Genomic DNA, 20801 nt, shown 5'->3' on the forward strand with positions numbered 1-20801 from the left:
AAAAAAGTAAAACGCTTTTCCTGCATGGGAATGAGTTTCAAGAAAGGCAAAACTTCACCGGATAGGATGTGCTAGTGTTGGCGATCAAACAAGATGCCTGAGACCTTAGCCGACCTTAGATCTGTTTATTCCCTTTTTGAACGCGCATTTTAACTAAAAGAGGTGAGAAAATGAGTAAAACAAAGTCAAGAGGGTTGTTTATTGCGTTATGTGTTAGTCCTGCACTTATTCTACTTTTTGTTTTTATGTTTTTACCAACGATAGAGGTATTTCGCATGTCCTTTTATCAGTGGGGAGGCTTTTCCAATACAAAGCAATTTGTCGGATTAGATAACTTTAAATTGTTGTGGAATGATATGAATTTCATTCGTGCATTTCAGAATTCGGTATTCTTAATTGTAATTGTAGCCACAGTAACATTTACTTTTGCCATCTTTTTTGCTGCTATCTTAACAAAAGAGAGAGTAAAGGGAGGTAACTTTTTTCGGATTATCTTTTATATACCAAATATTTTATCCATTGTTGTTATTGCTGGGATATTCTCAGCTGTTTATGATCCTTCCAATGGATTATTAAATAGTATCCTCGGTTTGTTCAGCCTGGATAAGTTGCAACAAATGTGGCTAGGTGATCAGGAAATCGTTATATACAGCTTAGCAGCTGCTTTAGTATGGCAAGCAATTGGTTATTATATGGTGATGTATATGTCGAGCATGGCTGCAATACCGCCAAGCTTTTACGAAGCGGCTTCTCTTGAAGGTGCAAGCAAATTTAAACAGTTTACAAGCATTACATTACCTTTGGTTTGGAATAACATCCGGACAACACTGACCTTTTTTATCATTAGTACAATTAATCTAAGCTTTTTATTAGTTAAAGCAATGACAGGCGGAGGACCCGACGGATCAACGGAAGTATTTCTTTCCTACATGTATGATCAGGCTTACGGGAACTCTACCTTTGGTTACGGCATGGCCATCGGTGTAATTGTGTTTTTATTTTCATTCTTTTTAGCAGCTATAGTCAGTCACATTACAAAACGTGACGTTTTAGAGTACTAAGGAGGTTTGAAAGGTCCATGAAAAAGTCTAACCGGTTAAGCACTGACACCCTTATTAAACTATTTATCTATGTAGCTTTAATAACGTTAGCTATTTCTATTATTGTACCAGTTGCTTGGGTGTTTTTAGCTTCAATTAAACAAAATAAGGAGTTTTACGGTAGTCCGTGGTCTCTTCCGGAGGGAATTCATTTTCAAAATTTTATCGAAGCTTTTCGTGAAGCGCAAATGGGAGAGTATCTATTTAATTCAATTATGGTTACAGCACTAGCATTAATCATTTTATTGGTTGTAGCTTTACCAGCCGCTTATGTACTATCAAGATTTAATTTTAACGGCAATCGGCTATTGAATTCTATTGTTAAAGCAGGCTTATTTATAAATGTCAGCTATGTTGCGGTACCTATTTTTTTAATGTTGTTGGATTGGGATACGAGTTTAAATACAATTTTTGGTCAAGAGTTTTTATTAAATAATCGGTTTATGCTCGCCCTTATTTACGCTTCAACGGCTTTACCATTTACGATTTATTTATTGTCGAGTTATTTTAAAACATTGCCATCTGATTTTGAAGAAGCAGCTAGTATCGATGGTGCAGGATATTATCGGACTATGTTTTCGGTTATGTTTCCAATGGCAGCTCCAAGTATTGTGATTGTTATTTTATTTAATTTTTTGCTGTTTTGGAATGAATATATCCTGGCATTAACATTAATGCCGGCAAAGAATCAAACATTGCCAGTCGGTTTATTAAACTTGATGGCAGCAGAAAGGGCTGCTGTTAATTACGGACCTTTATATGCAGGAATGGTGATCGTTATGTTGCCTACATTAATCCTCTATATATTGGTGCAAAAGCGTTTAACAGAAGGTATGACAGTAGGTGGAGTGAAAGGTTAGGTGTTAGAAATGAAAAAAACAGCAGGAAGAGTTACATTGCCTAGTCAGCAAAATTTTCTAAAAGAGACAAAAGAATTAATGAAACGATGGGGTGCAGACGCAATTCGTGACAGTGATGGTACGAAGCTTGATCAGGAGATTAAACAATTAGATGCAAAAATATATACGACTTACTTTGTTGCCCGTAATCATAATGACTTCGCTATAAAGCATCCGGAAGAAAGACAGCAAATTTATTTAATGTCACAATATAATACAGCTACAAGTACAACGATCGAAATTGATTTTCTGAAAGGATACTTTACTGAGCAAATGGAACCAGATTATATTCACGATCCGAAAGTTTGGTGGGAAGTGATTGACCGTACCACGGGAGAAGTTGTTTCACCAGATCATTGGAGTGTTAATCAAACAGCAAATACACTGACCATTACGGAGACTAAACAGTGGCATGAATATACCGTATCCTTTTTAGCATATATGAAATGGGATCCAACACATATGTATAATCATATAACAAATGATTGGGGAGATACGCCACACGATATTCCGTTTGATGTACGGCAGCCTCATGCTAACAAATATGTCAAGGAGTATTTACGAAAGTGGTTAAAGGATAATCCGGAAACAGATGTTGTACGGTTTACAACCTTTTTTTACCATTTTACACTTATCTTTAATCATCTTGGCAAGGAAAAGTTTGTCGATTGGTTCGGTTATGGAGCAAGTGTTTCGGTAGCTGCACTCGAAGCTTTTGAAAAAGAAAAAGGCTATCGTCTAAGACCGGAAGATATTGTGGATGAAGGTTACTATAACTCTACTTTCCGTGTCCCATCACAAGCCTACTTGGATTACCTTGATTTTATTCAGCAGTTTGTTGCAAAAGAAGTGAAAGAATTGGTGGATATTGTTCACGAGCATGATAAAGAAGCGATGATGTTTTTAGGTGATAATTGGATAGGAACAGAGCCGTATGGAAAGTATTTCAAACATATTGGTATAGATGCGGTAGTTGGCAGTGTAGGTGATGGTACGACGTTACGAATTATTTCAGACATTCCCGGTGTGAAGTATACAGAAGGAAGATTTTTACCTTACTTTTTCCCGGACACTTTTTATGAAGGAAATGACCCGGTTATAGAAGCAAACGAAAATTGGCTGACTGCAAGAAGAGCCTTCATGCGTAAACCTTTGGATCGAATTGGTTACGGCGGCTATCTTAGCCTTGCTTACAAGTTTCCGAAGTTCGTTGATTATGTAGAGAAAGTTACGGATGAGTTTCGCGATATATATAACAAAATAAATGGTATTAAGCCTTATACCGGTTTAAAAGTAGCTATTTTAAACGCTTGGGGAAAATTAAGAACATGGCAAACGCATATTGTAGCTCATGGGAAATGGTATAAACAAGCGTATTCTTATCATGGAGTTTTAGAATCGCTTAGCGGATCTGCTGTCGATGTATCTTTTATTAGCTTTGATGAAGTAATTAACAATGGTATTCCAAAGGATATAGATGTCATTATTAATGCCGGTGATGCAGGCACGGCATTCTCGGGTGGAGTTTGGTGGAAAAATGAGAAGTTAACTACTATCTTACGTGAATGGGTTTATAATGGCGGCGGCTTTATCGGGATTGGCGATCCGAGCGCATATCACTATCAAGGCAGGTTTTATCAGCTTGCAAATGTATTAGGAGTTGATAAAGAATTAGGATTTAGTTTATCGACCAATAAATACTTCACAGAAGCGAAAGAGGCACATTTTATTGCTGCGGACGTAACGAACTTTGATTTTGGAGAAAGTATGGAGAATGTTTATGTTTTAACGGAAAATACGGAAATTATTGAGTACTCGAATGGTGGAGTTCATTTGTCTAGTTCGTCATTTGGTAAAGGTAGAGGGATTTATATTGCTGGTCTACCATATAGTCACGAAAATACGAGGTTATTATTGCGGGCTATGTACTATGCAGCTCATAAGGAAAAAGAAATGAAAAAATGGTTTGCCTCTAATGTTCATTGTGAAGTCCATGCATATCCGGAAATTAATAAGTATGCCATAATTAATAATTCGACGGAAAGGCAGGTAACAGATGTCTACGATGGTGCCGGAAAAAAACATAACGTAACACTAGAGGCTAGTGAAATTTTATGGGAGGATTATTCTCATGAAGGATAAAATCTTTTTCGGTTTAAAAATTGCTTTTTTTCTATTTTGTATGTTTCTAATTTTTTACGGACAACAAACCGTCGGTAAATGGGAGTTATTTCTACAGCTCGTTGGTCTAGCTGGATTATTGTTCCTACTATGGAACTACAATAGGAAATTTGTTTAGAAATCTAATTAAACGGGAAAGCAATGAAACTTTGGAGAAAACAACAGCTGTTTTATGAAGGTGGGGAGACAAATGAAATATGCTATTGGGATTGATATCGGTGGGACAAAAATAGCAGCAGGAATCGTTAATGAGCATGGTGATTTAATTCAGCAGGAACTTGTAAGCAGTGATCCCTCAAGTAAAGAAGCGATGTTTCAACGAGTCGTTCAATGTGTCGAGCAACTGATGAATCATTCAAGTATTCCTTTACAAGAAATATACGGAATTGGCGCAGGTATACCAGGTAAAGTTGATAGAGAAAAGGGTATAGCTGTCTTCCAAAATAATGTACCATGGAGAAATTTTCCTTTTGTCGATCGTCTTCGTGAAGCTCTAGGTATTGAGAGAATTATTGTTGATAATGATGTGTACATGGCTGCTTTTGCCGAATGGAGAGCTGCCAACATGTCAGATAAAGAATTGTTTGTCTATCTTACGGTCAGTACTGGAATCTCCTGTTCGATTATTCAAGGCGGCCGTTATATTCGAGGAGCTGGGTTTGCTGGTGAATTAGGGTTAATCCCCATTGATACAAAAAAAGAGAAAGAGCCATTGATAAGACTGGAAAATGCAGCTTCTGGTCCGGCAATACAGCAGAAAGCAAGGAGTATTTATAAAAATGACCAAATGTTCACAAAAGACATCTTTGAAAACTATATACGAGGAGATGCAAAGGCCGAGCAATTAGTTGAGGAAATGGTTCTTGTTATTTCTAAAGGGGTTTATATAATTAACTGCTTATTAGATCCGCACACAATCATTTTTGGTGGCAGTGTGATGGCATATAATCCATATTTAATTGAGCAGATCAAAAAGAAGCTAGAACCATACCTGCTTGCCGAGCAGAGCCATATTTTAGAAAGTATGGAAATAAATAAACTAAATAATGGGCAAGGGATTATCGGTGCAGGGTTAAGAGCATGTGACCTATAAATGATTTGCTTTTATGATAATTTGCTAAAGGAGGACACGGAGATGATTTACGCATATATAGAAGGTTTAATCGAACAGGCCATAAATGTCGAACTAATAAACTCAATGGATAAAACCTATACACGTAATCAGGTAATGAAGCTATTACATTTAGAAACATACCCTGATCCATCCGTTCCTGCAAAAAAATTACCAATTCCGAACTTATTAGATGATTTAGTAGCATATGCTGTTGAACATAAAGTAATAGATGATATTTTTAGTGAAAAGGAAATACTGGCTGCTAAGATTATGAATTGTTTTATTGCTCATCCATCTACAATAAATAGCATTTTTTATAAGAAATATAATGAATCACCGAAAAAAGCTACAGATTACTTTTATGATCTTTGTAAGAATAGTAATTACATTCAAATGGAACGTATTAAAAAGAATATCAGGTATCCAGTGGAAACACCGTATGGAAAAATGGATATTACCATCAATTTATCGAAACCGGAAAAAGACCCGGAACAAATAAAACGTGAACGGGAAACAAAAACAGCAATCGCTTATCCTAAATGTCTTTTATGTATTGAAAATGAGGGATATCCAGGAAGAGTTGATCACCCTGCACGTGCTAATCATCGGATGATCGGAGTTCCCTTATACAATGAGACATGGTTTTTTCAGTATTCTCCATATATGTATTATAATGAACACAGTATATTACTTTCTGAGGAACACCGGGACATGAAAATTGACAGCAAAACATTCAAAAGATTACTTGCTTTTACAGATAAATTTCCCCATTATTTTATTGGTTCCAATGCCGATCTGCCAATTGTCGGCGGTTCGATTTTAAGTCACGATCATTATCAGGCGGGGCGCTATGAGTTTGCTATGACAAATACACAAGTAGCATATACATTCGAATTAAAGCTCGTTCCTCAAGTGAGGTCTTCTGTTTTACATTGGCCGCTATCCGTGATTAGATTACAAGGAAGAAAAGCGGATGACGTAGTTAAAGCAGCAGAACATATACTTGATACTTGGAAGAACTATTCCGATGAAACAGCTAATATTCTAGCTTATACGGATGATATGCCACATAATACCATTACACCAATTGCCAGAAAGCGAAATGCTTTGTATGAACTCGACCTTGTATTACGAAATAATCGAACAACAGCGGAGTATCCACAAGGTATTTTTCATCCACATCAGGATGTTCATCATATAAAAAAGGAGAATATTGGGTTAATTGAAGTGATGGGTCTTGCCGTGTTACCAGCAAGATTAAAGGATGAATTAGCTCAAATTCAAAATTATTTATTAGGTAAGCAGCACGAACTAGCCGCTTATCACAAAACTTGGGCCAGCCAATTAAAAAGTAAATATGGAAATGTCAAGTCAAAGGAAATAGCAGAGGATATTATTCAAAAAGAGGTCGGTAAAAAGTTTGTAAGAATATTACAAGATGCAGGTGTATTTAAAAACAGCACTACATTTGCACGATTTATTGATGTATTAAATAAATAAAAGGTCAGCGATAGAAATAAATTTTATCCCGCATGTAAGGTGCCGTAAGACTCCCACTTCAAGACCTGAGTTGATACAAAAGGGTCTAAGTGGGAGAAAACGGCACCTAAATGTCCGATTCGTTCAAGGGCCTTTAGGTCATACCCTTCTAGGTACTAACATTCAGTAGGAGATGGAAGAAAACTCCTACTGAATGAAGTTTCACTTTATTACAGAATACGGCGAAGTTGGATCAGAATGAGCGAAGCCGCAACAGAGAGATACAAAGTCAAAACTAAACGTTGTAAAGTCGCAACAGAGAGCTGTAAAGTTGAAACAAAACGTTGTAAAGTAACAACAAAATATGAAGACGAACCAGATAGAGTCCGCTATTAAATGTTTAAAAGCACCCCAAGAGGTGCTTTTAAACATTAGGATACTCAAAAAATATAATCTGAAAGCAGATAATCAATAGTTTATATTGTTTTTCATCGAAAAAAGTAAACCGTTATTTGTGCTACAGACATGATAAATAATACGAATACAGGGTAAGCTGGATGAACAGGAAGAGGAACATCAGTAACAGCATAACTCCAAAAGTTACCCACTTAAAACTATAAGGTCTCCTACATGCATTAGCTGTTAACATCTTCTCGCGCTCACCCCTTCTAACTAAATATAATTTTTTGGACATTTATGTAAGTTAATTCAAACTTTTGTTAAGTTGAATTAACAACATTCTGTATCTCTCAGAATTAAATCTTTAGAATTTGATAGGTGAATAAATGCCGAAGTGACTTGGGATTAATTTCACGGTTCTATTTCCTTATTTTCAAGTTTTACATTATCGTGTACATTTAACATATAAATGCTAAGCTAAACTGAAATCGAATCATGGATACGAACGCAATATTAAATGGAATATGTTCGCATCAACAAGATTTCTATGAAAGATTCCATGCTTTATTGGAACTTTAAGAGGTTGTTCAAAAAGTATGCTAAAAATGACACATCGAATTTCTTCGCCCGTTCAAACGCATAAAATTTTTGCGTTGAAGTTCATTCAACGTAGTAAAACCTTTTAAATTCTACGTATACGTGTAACAAGGCTATCGTCTACAGCTTGCGGCTAGCTAAGTTTTCTTTATTGGCTTTTTTCTCCGTTCCTTGGAAAAGAAAAACACTTTTCCTGCGTGGAAATAAGTCTCAAGGAAGCTATACTGGTGCTCATGTATCTATTAAGGATCTTCTACTAAAAGTGCCCACGCCCTGTAGGAACCGTTGAAGGCAGTACGTCCTGTACAAGCGCGCTACTCGAAACTTCGCCGTCTGGAACTTCGACTAGATAGGACATGCCAGTGTCGGCGTTGTAACAAGGTGCCTAAGAATAGCCGACCTCGCTTTGTTATACTATAGGAACGTATAAAATTTTAGGGTTTATAGTATAAGAAAAACTATAGCTTTCGCTAAAGACTTGGCGACAAGCCAAGTTTTTCTAATATCTTCTTTTTGAACACGCACTTTAACGCCTATTGTCTAACTGTGATTTATTTATGCAATATGTTTAATTAGGTCACTATCTTAAATAGATTCATTTGTTCATTTATTTTTAGAAAAATCTTAATATTTCGTTAAATAATTACAAAATGAAAGCCCCACAATGAAGAATTTGAGTTACTTCGATGTTTCCAAGCAACGTGCAAATTATCGATAGCTGAAAACAAAATAGAATCTACCTTCTAATTCCATCATTTTTAAATGATGTTTAAATAAATTACAAATTGAATGGAGGAGAATCAAATGGCAAAACGATTGCTAATATTGTTTCTTTTAGGATTGTTTGTAGTATCCATTCCATCTTATGTAATTGCCCAATCGGAAGGTTTGGCTAAACCAAAATTGGTTGGCGAAAAAAAAGAACATTCAATAATGGGGAAGGGAGGGAATGGAAATGCTGAAACACCAGGTGAATGGTTTGTAGGGGAATCGCCGGCTAATCCACAACCAAATGCCCCGGTTTTATTGTTTGTCCCTGGTTTAAATAATGTTGCTCAAATTTTCTGGGAAGAAAATGGCTTATATCAAGCAGCAAATGAAGCGGGGTATGAAACTGCTTTTATTCAGTTGTATGATGCCGGTGGAGCTTCGGCGGATATGTGGAATAATGGAAAATTACTTGCCGAAAAAATTAAAGAGATATCGGCGTATTTTAATGGTAAGCCGATTACAGTCGTAGCCTACAGTAAGGGTGGAGTAGATACACAAGCAGCGGTGACGTATTATGGTGCATGGCGATATGTTGACAATATAATTACATTATCCAGTCCTCACTATGGGTCAGAATTGGCAGATTTAGCAAATAGTAACTGGGCTGGATGGTTAGCGCAACTATTGGGTTTGCGAGGGGAAGGTACGTCGGCGGTGGAAACAGGTTATATGGAATATTTTCGATCAATCACCGATGACAAACCGTATGCGTATGTGAATGATTTTTATACAGTTGGCGGAAGAGATTGGGGAAATATATTTTCTGCAACTTGGTTTGGTGGAGTTTATTTATCCAGCTACGGTGAAAATGATGGAGTAGTTACAGCGAGGAGTACTCGTTTGCCGAAGGGCCATGAGATTGAGATCGGTAATTGGAATCACACCTCCATTCGCAGTAATATTATCTTCCCTGTAATTGAAAGCTATATTTCAGCAGATATGAAAAGTAGCAACCAGAGTAAATCAAACTTGATGCACACGATTGCCCCTGATGCTGACCGGTATATTCACGGAAATAAACTAACCAAGGGTAAGCAAGTGAAACAAGTTTTTCCAATCGAATCCGATGTAGATAAGATGACATTACAATTATACACAGGATATCAACTAACTGACGTACAGCTTGTAGATCCTGAGGGGAATGCTTATTCAACAAATCAAGTTGCGATAATGGAGGAAACGGGCATTTTTGATGGTGTAACAGCCTATAATATTGAAGTAGATGACCCTTCATCAGGGGAGTGGTCGATACAAATGCAAAGTCCGCAAGAAAATGCTTATTTACTCCATGTTCAGTTTAGCAAAGCAAATAACAAGAAAATTATTTCACATGTCAATCAAGATAAAAATATCTCTGGAAAATACCAACTAAAAGCGGATAAATCTTATGTCAAAGAAGATAGTATTGAAGCTGTTTATACGGTAATTGAATCAGGAAAGAAGCACAATGTCTCGACATGGAAAACGAAGGGAACTTTAAATTTATCAGAAGAACTCTCGCATTTAAAAGAGAATCGTGCTTATAATATTACGATTGACATTAAAGGGGAAACAGCTTCGGGATCACCATTCAAACGTACGATTATTGATTCTGTTTACTTATCTGATTAAGGCCATGTAAAGAGCTTCAAATGCTTACAATACAAGCTGTAATGAAATAATATTTGGAAAATATATAATCATTACAGCTTGTGATTTCTTTAGCGGCAACTTCAAGGGCTGTATTTTAGAGATAACGAGATGGTAACTGACAAATTTATTCCGAAAAGTACATTATCAAACAGTTTAATCACAATGAAAAAGCTGGTACGTCCTTTAAGTCGTGTCACCAGTTTTTCTGTTAAGTAAGTATTTTTGTAAATACACAAAAATAGAGTTTGAATACGATAATCTGTACCAAACGGACTAGTGAAAATGATCTTTAGGGAATGCTAACTTAAGAAGTACTAGTACATCTAACAACCCACCGACCATAAACAACGATCATGTAAGCTAATAAAAATCTAAGAAAAAAGAAGATTAATCGTTAGAAGATAGAGAAAGGTAACCTCGAATATAATAAGTGACTCGAAGTTAAAAATAGGAAACTTCTAAAAACCGTAACGCAAACGTTGATTGGTTTTCTTCATCCTTATGCTTGTACTATAGGAAAGTATAAAACTTTATGGTTTATAGTATAAGAAAAACTATAGCTTTCGCTAAAAACTTGGCGATAAGCCAAGTTTTTCTAAACAAAGGCTAATAATTGCAAGCCGTTCCGAATAAGCTAGTATGAGAATTATCAGGGGATGGGGGAGCACGATGAACAAACGAGTCATTCTATTATTTGGGATTACTATGATTAGTATTTTAGTGATATCAGCTTATCTTGTAGTAAAATCATCTCCCGAAAATCAAGCAGAGGAGGCTTGCGAAGAATTTTTTACGTATGAACAGCAGGGAGCTTTTTCGAAATCATGGGAGATGCTCCATCCCATTATTAAAGATAAATTTGCAAAAGATACCTATATACAAGATCGTTCAGAAGCAATTATGAATTATTTTGGTGTATTGTACTTCACCTATAGCTTTGGGGAGGTAAAAAAAATAAAGGATTGGGCTCCAACAACGGATGCCGAGCCGATACCAACTGTGTACCGAATTACAGTATCACAGCATTTTAATGGGAAATATGGAAATATTACAATCGTTCAAGATGTATATATGTCGGAGATAGAAGGAGCATGGACGGTTTTATGGGATTATAAAAATGTCGGTGAAAGCAGTCACGAGAAGTGAGTAAAAAATGGAAGTGGTGAAAAATTACAGGGCCTTTTTGTTGTCTAGTTTCTTCAACTTTAATATTATTCCCCTATATTAAAGTATAGTCTTACATTCTTGTTACAAATATGTTGCAAGATGCGTTTTAAAATAATAATGCTTACTAGACTATAAATTTTAAATAAGATGATAATAATTGGGAAAAAAGTAAAATAATACAAAAATAGTATTTGACATAAAATAAGTAATACTATAGTAACAATAATTTAATATACAATACTTCTTATTAAGAGAGGTGGAGGGAATTGGCCCAAAGAAACCTCGGCAACGGGAATGATACTATTCCTATGCCAAGTCCAACAAGCATTTTATGCTTGATAAATAAGAGGAGAACCCAATAAAATGGTATCTCTTCTTGAAATATACAAGGGGGGGTATTTTGTTTTTATATGACAAGGAAAGCTAAAAATTTACACCGATCTAGACTATAAAACAAGAAATAGTTTTCATACTATTTATTCCTTTCGTTATTTTTAGATTTAAATGATAACTAAATAAATGACAGCAAATACTTGTAACTTTAATTTTCAGATAATTAATGCGAATAATTTAGATTATGTTAAAAACGTAGCTTTTTTTAAAAAGTAGCATATAATATACTACGTTTTTAGATTATTTTAAAAATTCGAGTTTATTATGTTTGTTTTAAAGTTGACAGTTATTTTCAGAAATATATAGATCTAAAAACTCCGAAATAATAAAGAATATGCTTAACGCTACTAAAAAGGAGGGGTCAACATGAGCAATAACTTATTAGAAATCAAAAATTTAAAAACTTCTTTCAGAATTAAAGATCATTATTATGCTGCAGTGGACGATGTCTCTTTATCGGTAAATAAAAATGAGACGATGGCGATTGTTGGTGAGTCAGGTTCTGGAAAAAGCGCTTTAGCTTTCTCGATAATGAGATTACATAATCGAGCAAAGATAGAAGGAAATATTTACTTTAATGGCCAAGATATTGTTCCCTTACCGATTGCAAAATTAAATAAGCTTCGTGGTAATGACATGGCTATGATTTTTCAAGATCCTTTAACAGCATTAAATCCATTGATGACTGTTGGGGAACAAATAGGAGAAGCATTATTACTTCACAATAAGGAACTAACGAAGCAAGAGCGCCAAGATCAGGTTATTCACTTACTAAAACAAGTTGGTATACCTAGACCAGAGTATACATGTGAACAATATCCCCATCAATTATCAGGTGGAATGCGGCAGCGGGTCATGATTGCAATTGCTATCTCAAATAAACCAAAATTACTAATTGCTGATGAACCTACAACAGCTTTAGACGTAACCATTCAAGCTCAAATATTACGTTTAATCAATGATTTAAAAGACAAGATGGACACAGGTATCATTTTAATTACCCATGATTTAGGGGTTGTTGCAGAGATGGCAGATCGTGTAGCAGTAATGTATGCAGGGCAAGTTGTTGAAGTAGCAAATGTACAAACATTGTTTAAAAAACCTCTACATCCATATACTAGATCGTTGTTAAACTCTATACCAAATACAGACCAAGTAAACGATAAGCTTCATGTAATTCAAGGAATTGTACCTTCCTTACAAAATCTACCGCGTGAAGGGTGTCGGTTTGCTGCACGAATTCCGTGGGTAGAAAGAACAGCTCACGAATCGGATCCGAAATTGCGTGAAGTCGCTCCTGATCATTTTGTTCGCTGTACGTGTTATCAACACTTTTACTTCCCGGAGGAACGATACAAGGAGGTGTTTGGTAATGGCACTTTTAGAAGTTAAAGATTTAAAAGTTCATTTTCCAATTCGAGGAGGAATCTTAAATCGGAAAATTGACGAGATCAAGGCTGTAGACGGAGTTTCATTTTCTATTGAACAAGGAAAAACATATGGTCTTGTAGGTGAATCAGGATCAGGTAAAACAACAACGGGCCGAGCGATTATTGGATTAAACCATGTCACGAGCGGAAATATACGATTTTCTGGTGTTGATTTAACGAACTTAAAATCAAACCGAAGAGATATTCGGAAAGAAATTCAGATGATTTTTCAAGATCCTTACTCTTCATTAAATCCAAAAAAAAGTGTATTTGATATTGTTGCAGAACCGCTACGCAACTTTGAAAGATTATCAAAAGTGGAAGAAAGAAAACGAGTACAAGAATTGCTGGAACATGTTGGCTTAAGCCCTGAAAGTATTTTTAAATATCCACACCAATTTTCAGGTGGACAACGGCAACGAATTGGAATTGCCCGAGCGATTGCATTAAAGCCAAAATTAATTATAGCAGATGAGCCAGTATCTGCTCTTGATGTATCGGTGCAAGCTCAAGTTCTAAATTTTCTAAAGGATATTCAAAAGGATTTAAATTTAACGTATCTATTCATTAGTCATGATTTAGGTATTGTAAAACATATGTGTGATGAAATCGGCATAATGTATAAAGGACGTTATGTAGAAGAAGGTTCTAGGGATGACATTTTTTATAATCCTCAACATATTTATACGAAGCGTCTCATTGCGGCTATTCCGGATATCGATCCTTTTAAGCGACAAAAACTACAAGAATGGCGAGATGAAGTAGAAAAAGAATATAAGAAACATTATGATGATTATTTTGATCATGAAGGCTTGGCTTACGGTTTACGGAGTATATCCAATACTCATTTAGTAGCTTTGCCGCAGAAAGGTTGATAACATGTGGAAATTTATTGTTAGACGACTATTGATTACGATGCCGCAAATCATTTTGTTAAGTGTATTAGTCTTTATTATGGCACAAATGATGCCTGGAGATGCATTATCAGGTTTAATAGATCCGAATATCGATCCAGCTGCTATGGAAGAGCAACGGGAAAAATTAGGACTTAATGATCCTTGGTATGAGCAATATGCTGATTGGATTACCGCAGCCTTGCAAGGAGATTTAGGGCAATCTTTTCGCTTTAAAATGCCGGTCGAAGAATTAATTAGTCAGCGACTTGTTAATACATTTTGGCTTTCTTTAGTAACGTTAATATTTACTTATATTATAGCTATTCCTCTTGGTATTATAAGCGGTCGTTATAATGATACTTTACGTGATCAATTAATCTCTGGATATACGTATATTGGGTTTGCAACACCGTTATTTATTTTTGCGCTTGTAATGCTGTGGCTATTTGGGTATACACTTGGTTGGTTTCCTACAGGAGGAAGCGTTGAGCCAGGGTTAGATCCCGGGTCATTTGCTTACATCATGAGTAAGTTTAATCATCTATTATTGCCTGCAATTTCTATGGCATTAATTACAACTGTAAATACAGTGCAGTATTTGCGAAGTGAAATTATTGACACGAAACAAAAAGACTTCATCATCACAGCTCGAGCTAAAGGTGCTCCGGAGTCACGTGTTTATAATAAGCATATTTTGCGAAACTCTTTACTGCCGATAGCCGCTTATTTTGGCTTTGAAATTACTGGCTTAATTGGCGGAACTGTTTTTATTGAGACTATTTATAGTTATCCCGGAATGGGACTATTATTTATGGAATCTGTCTTACAACGCGATTATAGTGTCGTAACATCTGTTGTCTTATTATTCGGAATTGCTTCTGTTTTGGGTGCGCTTTTATCAGATATTATTTTAAGTTTAGTGGATCCTAGGATACGAATTAAGTAAATTTTATTCGGTTAACTAACATGGAGGTGATACAGATTGGAACATACAAACATCAACGTTATTGATATAGATACAGAAAAAGCTCCTTCGATGACAAGCATTATTTGGAGAGAAATTGTTCGGGATAAAATTGCACTTCTTTCATTAATATTTCTTGTAATTATTACAGCATTTGTCTATGGTATTTCTTTATTTTTAAACCAAGAGGAAATTGTTAAAGTTGATTTATTTGCCATTAACCAACCCCCGTCTTCTGAATTTTGGCTGGGAACTGATTATGGTGGACGGGATATATTTGGGCAGCTCATTATCGGAACACGCAACTCATTATCAATTGGTATATTAGTAACATTGATGACAGGGATTATTGGCGTTGTTTATGGATTGGTTTCTGGTTATTATGGTGGAACAATCGACAATATGATGATGCGAATTGTCGATTTCTTCTTGATCTTACCCTTTTTAATGATTGTTATTGTATTTGTAGCAATTGTGCCCAAGTATAGCATATGGTCATTTTCTTTAATTATGACAGCTTTTCTATGGATGGGAATAACACGTATAATTCGCTCAAAGGCATTGCAAGAAAGAGAGTTGGACTATGCCCAGGCTTCAAAAACATTAGGTACACCAGATTGGAAGATTATGTTTACGCAAGTACTACCAAATTTGAGTTCGATCATCATTGTAACGATGACGTTAAACTTAGCTGCTAATATTGGTCTGGAATCCGGTCTTTCCTTTTTAGGTTTCGGATTTCCTGAATCAACTCCAAGTCTAGGAACCTTGTTAGGATATGCGCGAAATCCGCAAACATTAGAGCTTAGATGGTGGATTTGGCTGCCGGCTGCGGTAATGGTTTTCCTATTGATGTTAGCTGTTCGAAATGTTGGAGAAGCTTTAAAGCGTGCAACTGATGCCCGACAACGTAGGGGCTGATAAATAAACTCGTAATTTTTTTAACTACTTACATCATAGGATGATGTTAAGTATAGATTACGTCAACATGACGTGAATTAAAAAAGGGAGGTTTATTTTATGATAAAAAGAAATTGGCGCTTCATGCTATATGCATGTATGCTAGGATTGCTGCTTGCTTTAGTAGCATGTAGTGGAGATGATAAAAGCAAGTCAGATAAGTCTGGTGATAAGAAGGCAGCAAAAAACAGTGAACAAGTATTTTCGATTGAGGATTTTAATGTGGAGAAGAAAAATGAAGGCGAAGCGATAGACGGAGGTCATTTTAAATACGGTATCGTTACGGATACGGCTTTTGAGGGGTTATTAAACTTTAATTTTTATTCAGGTGAACATGATGATGAAATTATAAAATGGTTTGATGAGTCGTTATTAGCTGCTGATAAAAATCATAATTTAACACAAGATGGAGCTGCAACATTTGAAGTAGACGACAGTGGAAAAGTGTTTACGTTTAAGATTCGAGATAATGTGAATTGGCATGATGGGAAACCGGTAACTGCAGAAGATTGGGCCTTTGCCTATGAAGTTATTGGAGATCCCGATTATACGGGTGTTCGCTATGGCGAAGATTTTACCATTATTGAAGGAATGGAAGAGTATCATAGTGGCAAAGCGGATTCTATTTCAGGGATTGAAGTGGTCGATGACAAAACATTGAAAATAACGTACAAAAAAGCATCACCGTCTTTATTAAGCGGAGGTATTTGGTCTTATGCTTTACCTAAACATATCTTTAAGGATATTCCGGTGGCAAAAATGGCTGAATCGCCAGAAGTGCGGGAAAAGCCAATTGGTTTTGGACCGTTTAAAGTAGAGAGTATTACTCCGGGAGAAGCTGTAGTGCTTACGAAAAACGAAGATTATTGGCAAGGAAAGCCGAAATTAGATAAGGTGACGGTTAAAGTAGTAAATCCAAAAACGGTTGTTCAAGCATTAAAAACAGGTAAAGTGGACACAGTTGATAAATTCCCAACCGATCAATATCCGGATAATGCCAATATGTCAAATGTTGAGTTTTTAGGTAATGTTGACATGGCTTATTCCTATATTGGCTTTAAATTAGGAACATGGGATAAAAAGGAGAAAGAAGTCAAGCCTGACCCTAATAAGAAAATGGCAGATGTAAATTTGCGCAAGGCGATGTGGCATGCGATTGATAACGAAGCTGTAGGAAAACAGTTTTATAATGGTTTACGCTGGAATGCTACTACCTTAATTCCACCGTCGCATCCGAACTTCCATGATAAAGAAAATTCTGGATTGGCATATGATCCGGAAAAAGCAAAGAAAATTTTGGATGAGGCAGGCTATAAGGATGTAAATAATGATGGTATGCGGGAAAACCCGGATGGGGAAGAACTAGTGATTAACTTTGCTTCGATGTCCGGTGGAGATACGGCTGAACCAGTTGCAAATTATTATATCCAGGCTTGGAAAGAAGTAGGATTAGATGTACAGTTGCTAGACGGTCGTTTGCACGAGTTTAACTCATTTTATGATCGAGTCGGAAATACTGGAGAAGATGATCCAAAGATTGATGTTTATATGGCGGGATGGGGGGTAGCGACAGATGTAAATCCTGCTGGTCTATATGGTCGTGATGCATTATTTAACTATTCACGTTATGCAAGTGAAGAAAATGATAAGTTGTTAGCTGAAGGTGCATCCGAAAAAGCGATGGATCAAAAGTATCGTCAGAAAGTGTATAAAGAATGGCAGCAATTAATGATAGAAGAAGTTCCAGTTATTCCAACCCATTATCGCGCTGTCGTCGTTCCTGTTAATAATCGTGTTTTAAATTATACAGTAGAGTATTATGGCTTAAAACGGCATGAAATTGCTGTAACCCAGGAAGAACCAATTAAAGCAGAATAACATATAATTTAGGCAGTCTGTTTGTAATATTCAGACAGACTGTCTATTTTTTATTGCTTAGGAAACTTTCTGTTTGTACGCCCTATTCGAGCTCTTCAAGCTGTTGTTCTTCTGAAATGTGGTTTCAACCCATGAATGGTCATACTGCTGACATTTTCCGCATAAACTGTTTTGTAAGCTAGTTTTTATGCTTCCAGGGAGGGTGACAGCTTTTGTGTGGAATTACAGGATATATTGATTGGCAAAGCGATGTACGAACTAATAGACAGATGCTCGTAAATATGACGGAAACATTGGCCCATCGTGGTCCAGATGAAACAAATACGTGGATAAATCAACATGTCGCTTTTGGTCATAAGCGCCTGTCTGTTATTGATATTGAGGGTGGAAAACAGCCAATGCAGCGGATAAAGGATGGATTCATCTATACCCTCCTATATAATGGCGAGCTATATAATACAGAAGAACTTCGCAATGAATTGAGAAATAACGGTTATTCCTTTACGACAACTTCTGATACGGAAGTGTTACTTACTGCTTATATGGAGTGGAAAGAATCATGTGTTGACTATCTGAATGGGATTTATGCTTTTGCTATTTGGGATGAGCAAAAAGCCCAGTTATTTTTAGCCAGGGATCGGTTAGGGGTAAAGCCATTATTTTATCAAGAAAAATCAGGCCAATTTATTTTCGGTTCGGAGTTAAAAGCTGTTCTTGCTCATCAAGCAGTAAAGGCTGAGATAGATTCAACCGGTTTGGCTGAGGTTTTCGGCTTGGGTCCATCAAGAACACCGGGTCATGGTCTCTTTAAAAATATGCAAGAATTGCGAGCAGGTCATGCACTTACGTATTCCAAAAATGGTTTAAAAACGTGGCGTTATTGGAATGTCAAAAGCCGTAAGCATACTGATTCGGAACAGGAGACGGTACAAAGGGTAAGGGAGTTGTTTATCGATGCCGTACAGCGACAACTGGTAGCGGACGTACCAGTTTCTACGTTTTTATCAGGGGGACTGGATTCCAGTTCGATTACAGCAATTGCAGCTAATTATTTACAAGATAAAGGAAGAAGTCCGTTAACCACGTTTTCTGTTGATTATGAAGGAAATGAACAACATTTTAAAGTGAGTAAATTTCAGCCTTCTATGGATCAACCATTTATTCAGTTGATGGCTAAGGAATTTACTACAGAACATTATAATGAAGTGATTACCGGACAAGAGCTTGCCAATCATTTAAAAGAGTCGGTTACGTTACGAGATCAGCCTGGAATGGCAGATATTGATTCATCACTGCTCTGGTTTTGCAAACAAATTAAAAAGCATGCAACCGTAAGTCTTTCCGGAGAATGTGCCGATGAAATATTTGGTGGTTATCCATGGTTTCATGATCCGTCAACTGCAGCAGGAACAGGATTTCCGTGGATACGCTCATTAGAATCACGGATAGACTTACTCCATAAAAAATGGAGTAAAAAGTTAAAGTTGAAGGAATATGTTTATCAGCGTTATAAAGAAACGTTAGACGAAACTCCGCGCTTAGAAGGGGAATCTGATATTGATGCACGGCGAAGAGAGCTATTCTATTTAAATATGAATTGGTTTATGGCACAGTTACTTGACCGTAAAGATCGGATGAGTATGGGTGCCGGTTTAGAAGTAAGAGTTCCTTATGCAGATCATCGATTAGTTGAGTACGTATGGAATATTCCATGGAAAATGAAAATGATGGGCGGACAGGAAAAAGGAATTTTACGAAAAGCGATGGAGGGCATTTTACCGGATGATGTTTTATATCGTAAAAAAAGTCCTTTCCCTAAAACGTTTCAACCAGAATATACGAATGCAGTAAAAGCTTGGATGCATGAGATTATAAATGATAAAGATGCACGCTTATTTGAGTTTTTAAAGAAAGACAAGGTAGAAGCGATTTTAGAAAGTGAAGGTAGAGAGTTTAAGGACCCTTGGTATGGACAGTTAATGAAGGGGCCGCAATTAATTGCCCACCTGTGCCAAATTGATTATTGGTTACGCACATATGATGTTAATATAGTAGACTGATAGAGTGACACAAATTAGGAAAAAAGTTGAAGTAGTTTTTGCGAAGATATTGCAAACAATTTATCCCACATCTAACTGGCAGTAAGACCCCCACCTGGGGGAGCAAGAGGAATCGAAGAAGTTTAGGTGGGGGATAACGGAAAGTCAAATGTCCAATTGGTTCAAGGGCCTTAGGTCATACCATTAAGGTACTAACCATCAGTGGGGGATAAGAGAAAACCCCTACTAATGGAAGTTTCATTTTATGTAGCTCGATACTTGAATAGCAATAAATGAAGACAATGAAAGATTTTAATAGATTGTTAGGGAACTTTTTGCAGCTTTAAACAAACTTTTTTAGAATTCTGAATAAACGCTATATGGATGTTTTACAGATAAACAATATGATATGAAAATCAGTTACCCCGTATCTTTTAAAGGTGATACGGGATATTTTTTACGAAAAAATACAACGTAAATAAATGGCTATAAACGGTAGCTAAGCAATTGTCCGGAAGCCATCTTCTAAAAATTTCACAAACCAAATCAAGGAAATACTTGTAAAGTTTGATGAATAGAATCGTAAGTTTTGGTTATGTAAGTTCGTCAAACGGAGGTGGGGTGTAGGAGATTAGAACTCCCAAAAGAAATTACTATCCAAGAATTTAAGGATTTTTATTGCTGAAAGAAGAATAACAATCATTTTGCAGAAAAAATGGCATACGTGGGGCCTGGTTCTAAAATGGAATAAACAGCTTCCCGGTAGTAATAAATACACCTCGGAAAAGTAAGCAGTTATTTTTGGAAAATTAAATAGGCATTTGAAGCGATTGTTTGATTACACCTAGATCGAGAGCACCATATGAAGTAATAAATGTTGAGTTTCCAATCAAAATCCCAAC

General features: G+C 36.3%; 14 protein-coding genes and 1 riboswitch. All 14 genes read left to right on the top strand.

The window, feature by feature from the left end:
- Positions 1-170: 170 nt before the first annotated feature.
- Positions 171-1061 carry a carbohydrate ABC transporter permease gene (locus tag KQI21_RS09350; RefSeq protein WP_216483922.1) on the top strand — a complete coding sequence of 297 codons (891 nt, stop codon included), beginning with the start codon at positions 171-173 and terminating at the stop codon, positions 1059-1061.
- 17 nt (positions 1062-1078) lie between these two features.
- Entirely contained in the window at positions 1079-1960 is an 882-nt protein-coding gene (locus KQI21_RS09355) for a carbohydrate ABC transporter permease (RefSeq protein WP_216483923.1), read from the top strand.
- A 9-nt stretch (positions 1961-1969) separates the two neighbouring features.
- Positions 1970-4141, top strand: coding sequence for a 1,3-beta-galactosyl-N-acetylhexosamine phosphorylase (gnpA, locus tag KQI21_RS09360; protein ID WP_216483924.1), 2172 nt, complete (start codon positions 1970-1972; stop codon positions 4139-4141).
- On the top strand, positions 4131-4298 hold the full coding sequence (locus KQI21_RS09365) for a DUF6903 family protein (protein ID WP_216483925.1): 168 nt from the start codon (positions 4131-4133) through the stop codon (positions 4296-4298). Before gnpA ends, KQI21_RS09365 begins: the two co-directional genes overlap by 11 nt.
- 72 nt (positions 4299-4370) lie before the next feature.
- Complete coding sequence (locus KQI21_RS09370) at positions 4371-5273, top strand: ROK family protein (protein ID WP_216483926.1); 903 nt, start codon at positions 4371-4373, stop codon at positions 5271-5273.
- A gap of 42 nt (positions 5274-5315) precedes the next feature.
- Positions 5316-6794, top strand: a complete 1479-nt coding sequence (galT, locus tag KQI21_RS09375) for a UDP-glucose--hexose-1-phosphate uridylyltransferase (protein WP_216483927.1) — start codon at positions 5316-5318, stop codon at positions 6792-6794.
- A gap of 1779 nt (positions 6795-8573) precedes the next feature.
- Positions 8574-10151 (top strand): esterase/lipase family protein, encoded by a 1578-nt coding sequence (locus KQI21_RS09380; RefSeq protein WP_216483928.1) that lies wholly within the window; start codon positions 8574-8576, stop codon positions 10149-10151.
- A gap of 690 nt (positions 10152-10841) precedes the next feature.
- Positions 10842-11318 carry a hypothetical protein gene (locus tag KQI21_RS09385; RefSeq protein WP_216483929.1) on the top strand — a complete coding sequence of 159 codons (477 nt, stop codon included), beginning with the start codon at positions 10842-10844 and terminating at the stop codon, positions 11316-11318.
- A 262-nt stretch (positions 11319-11580) separates the two neighbouring features.
- A riboswitch (SAM riboswitch) is annotated at positions 11581-11688 on the top strand.
- 410 nt (positions 11689-12098) lie between these two features.
- A complete protein-coding gene (locus tag KQI21_RS09390) occupies positions 12099-13124 on the top strand; it encodes an ABC transporter ATP-binding protein (RefSeq protein ID WP_216483930.1) in 1026 nt (341 codons plus the stop codon).
- Positions 13105-14037, top strand: a complete 933-nt coding sequence (locus KQI21_RS09395) for an ABC transporter ATP-binding protein (protein WP_216483931.1) — start codon at positions 13105-13107, stop codon at positions 14035-14037. The genes KQI21_RS09390 and KQI21_RS09395 overlap by 20 nt, the downstream gene beginning before the upstream one ends.
- A 4-nt stretch (positions 14038-14041) precedes the next feature.
- Positions 14042-15004, top strand: coding sequence for an oligopeptide ABC transporter permease (gene opp4B / locus KQI21_RS09400; protein ID WP_216483932.1), 963 nt, complete (start codon positions 14042-14044; stop codon positions 15002-15004).
- 90 nt (positions 15005-15094) lie between these two features.
- The gene (locus KQI21_RS09405; RefSeq protein ID WP_216484297.1) at positions 15095-15943 is read left to right on the top strand and encodes an ABC transporter permease; all 849 of its coding nucleotides are present in this window, start codon (positions 15095-15097) and stop codon (positions 15941-15943) included.
- A 99-nt stretch (positions 15944-16042) separates the two neighbouring features.
- Positions 16043-17860, top strand: coding sequence for an oligopeptide ABC transporter substrate-binding protein (opp4A, locus tag KQI21_RS09410; protein WP_216483933.1), 1818 nt, complete (start codon positions 16043-16045; stop codon positions 17858-17860).
- Between the two features lie 212 nt (positions 17861-18072).
- A complete protein-coding gene (asnB, locus tag KQI21_RS09415) occupies positions 18073-19920 on the top strand; it encodes an asparagine synthase (glutamine-hydrolyzing) (RefSeq protein WP_216483934.1) in 1848 nt (615 codons plus the stop codon).
- The last annotated feature ends 881 nt before the right edge of the window (positions 19921-20801 follow it).

The organism is Virgibacillus proomii (assembly GCF_018916875.1).
GTDB lineage: Bacteria > Bacillota > Bacilli > Bacillales > Amphibacillaceae > Virgibacillus > Virgibacillus proomii_B.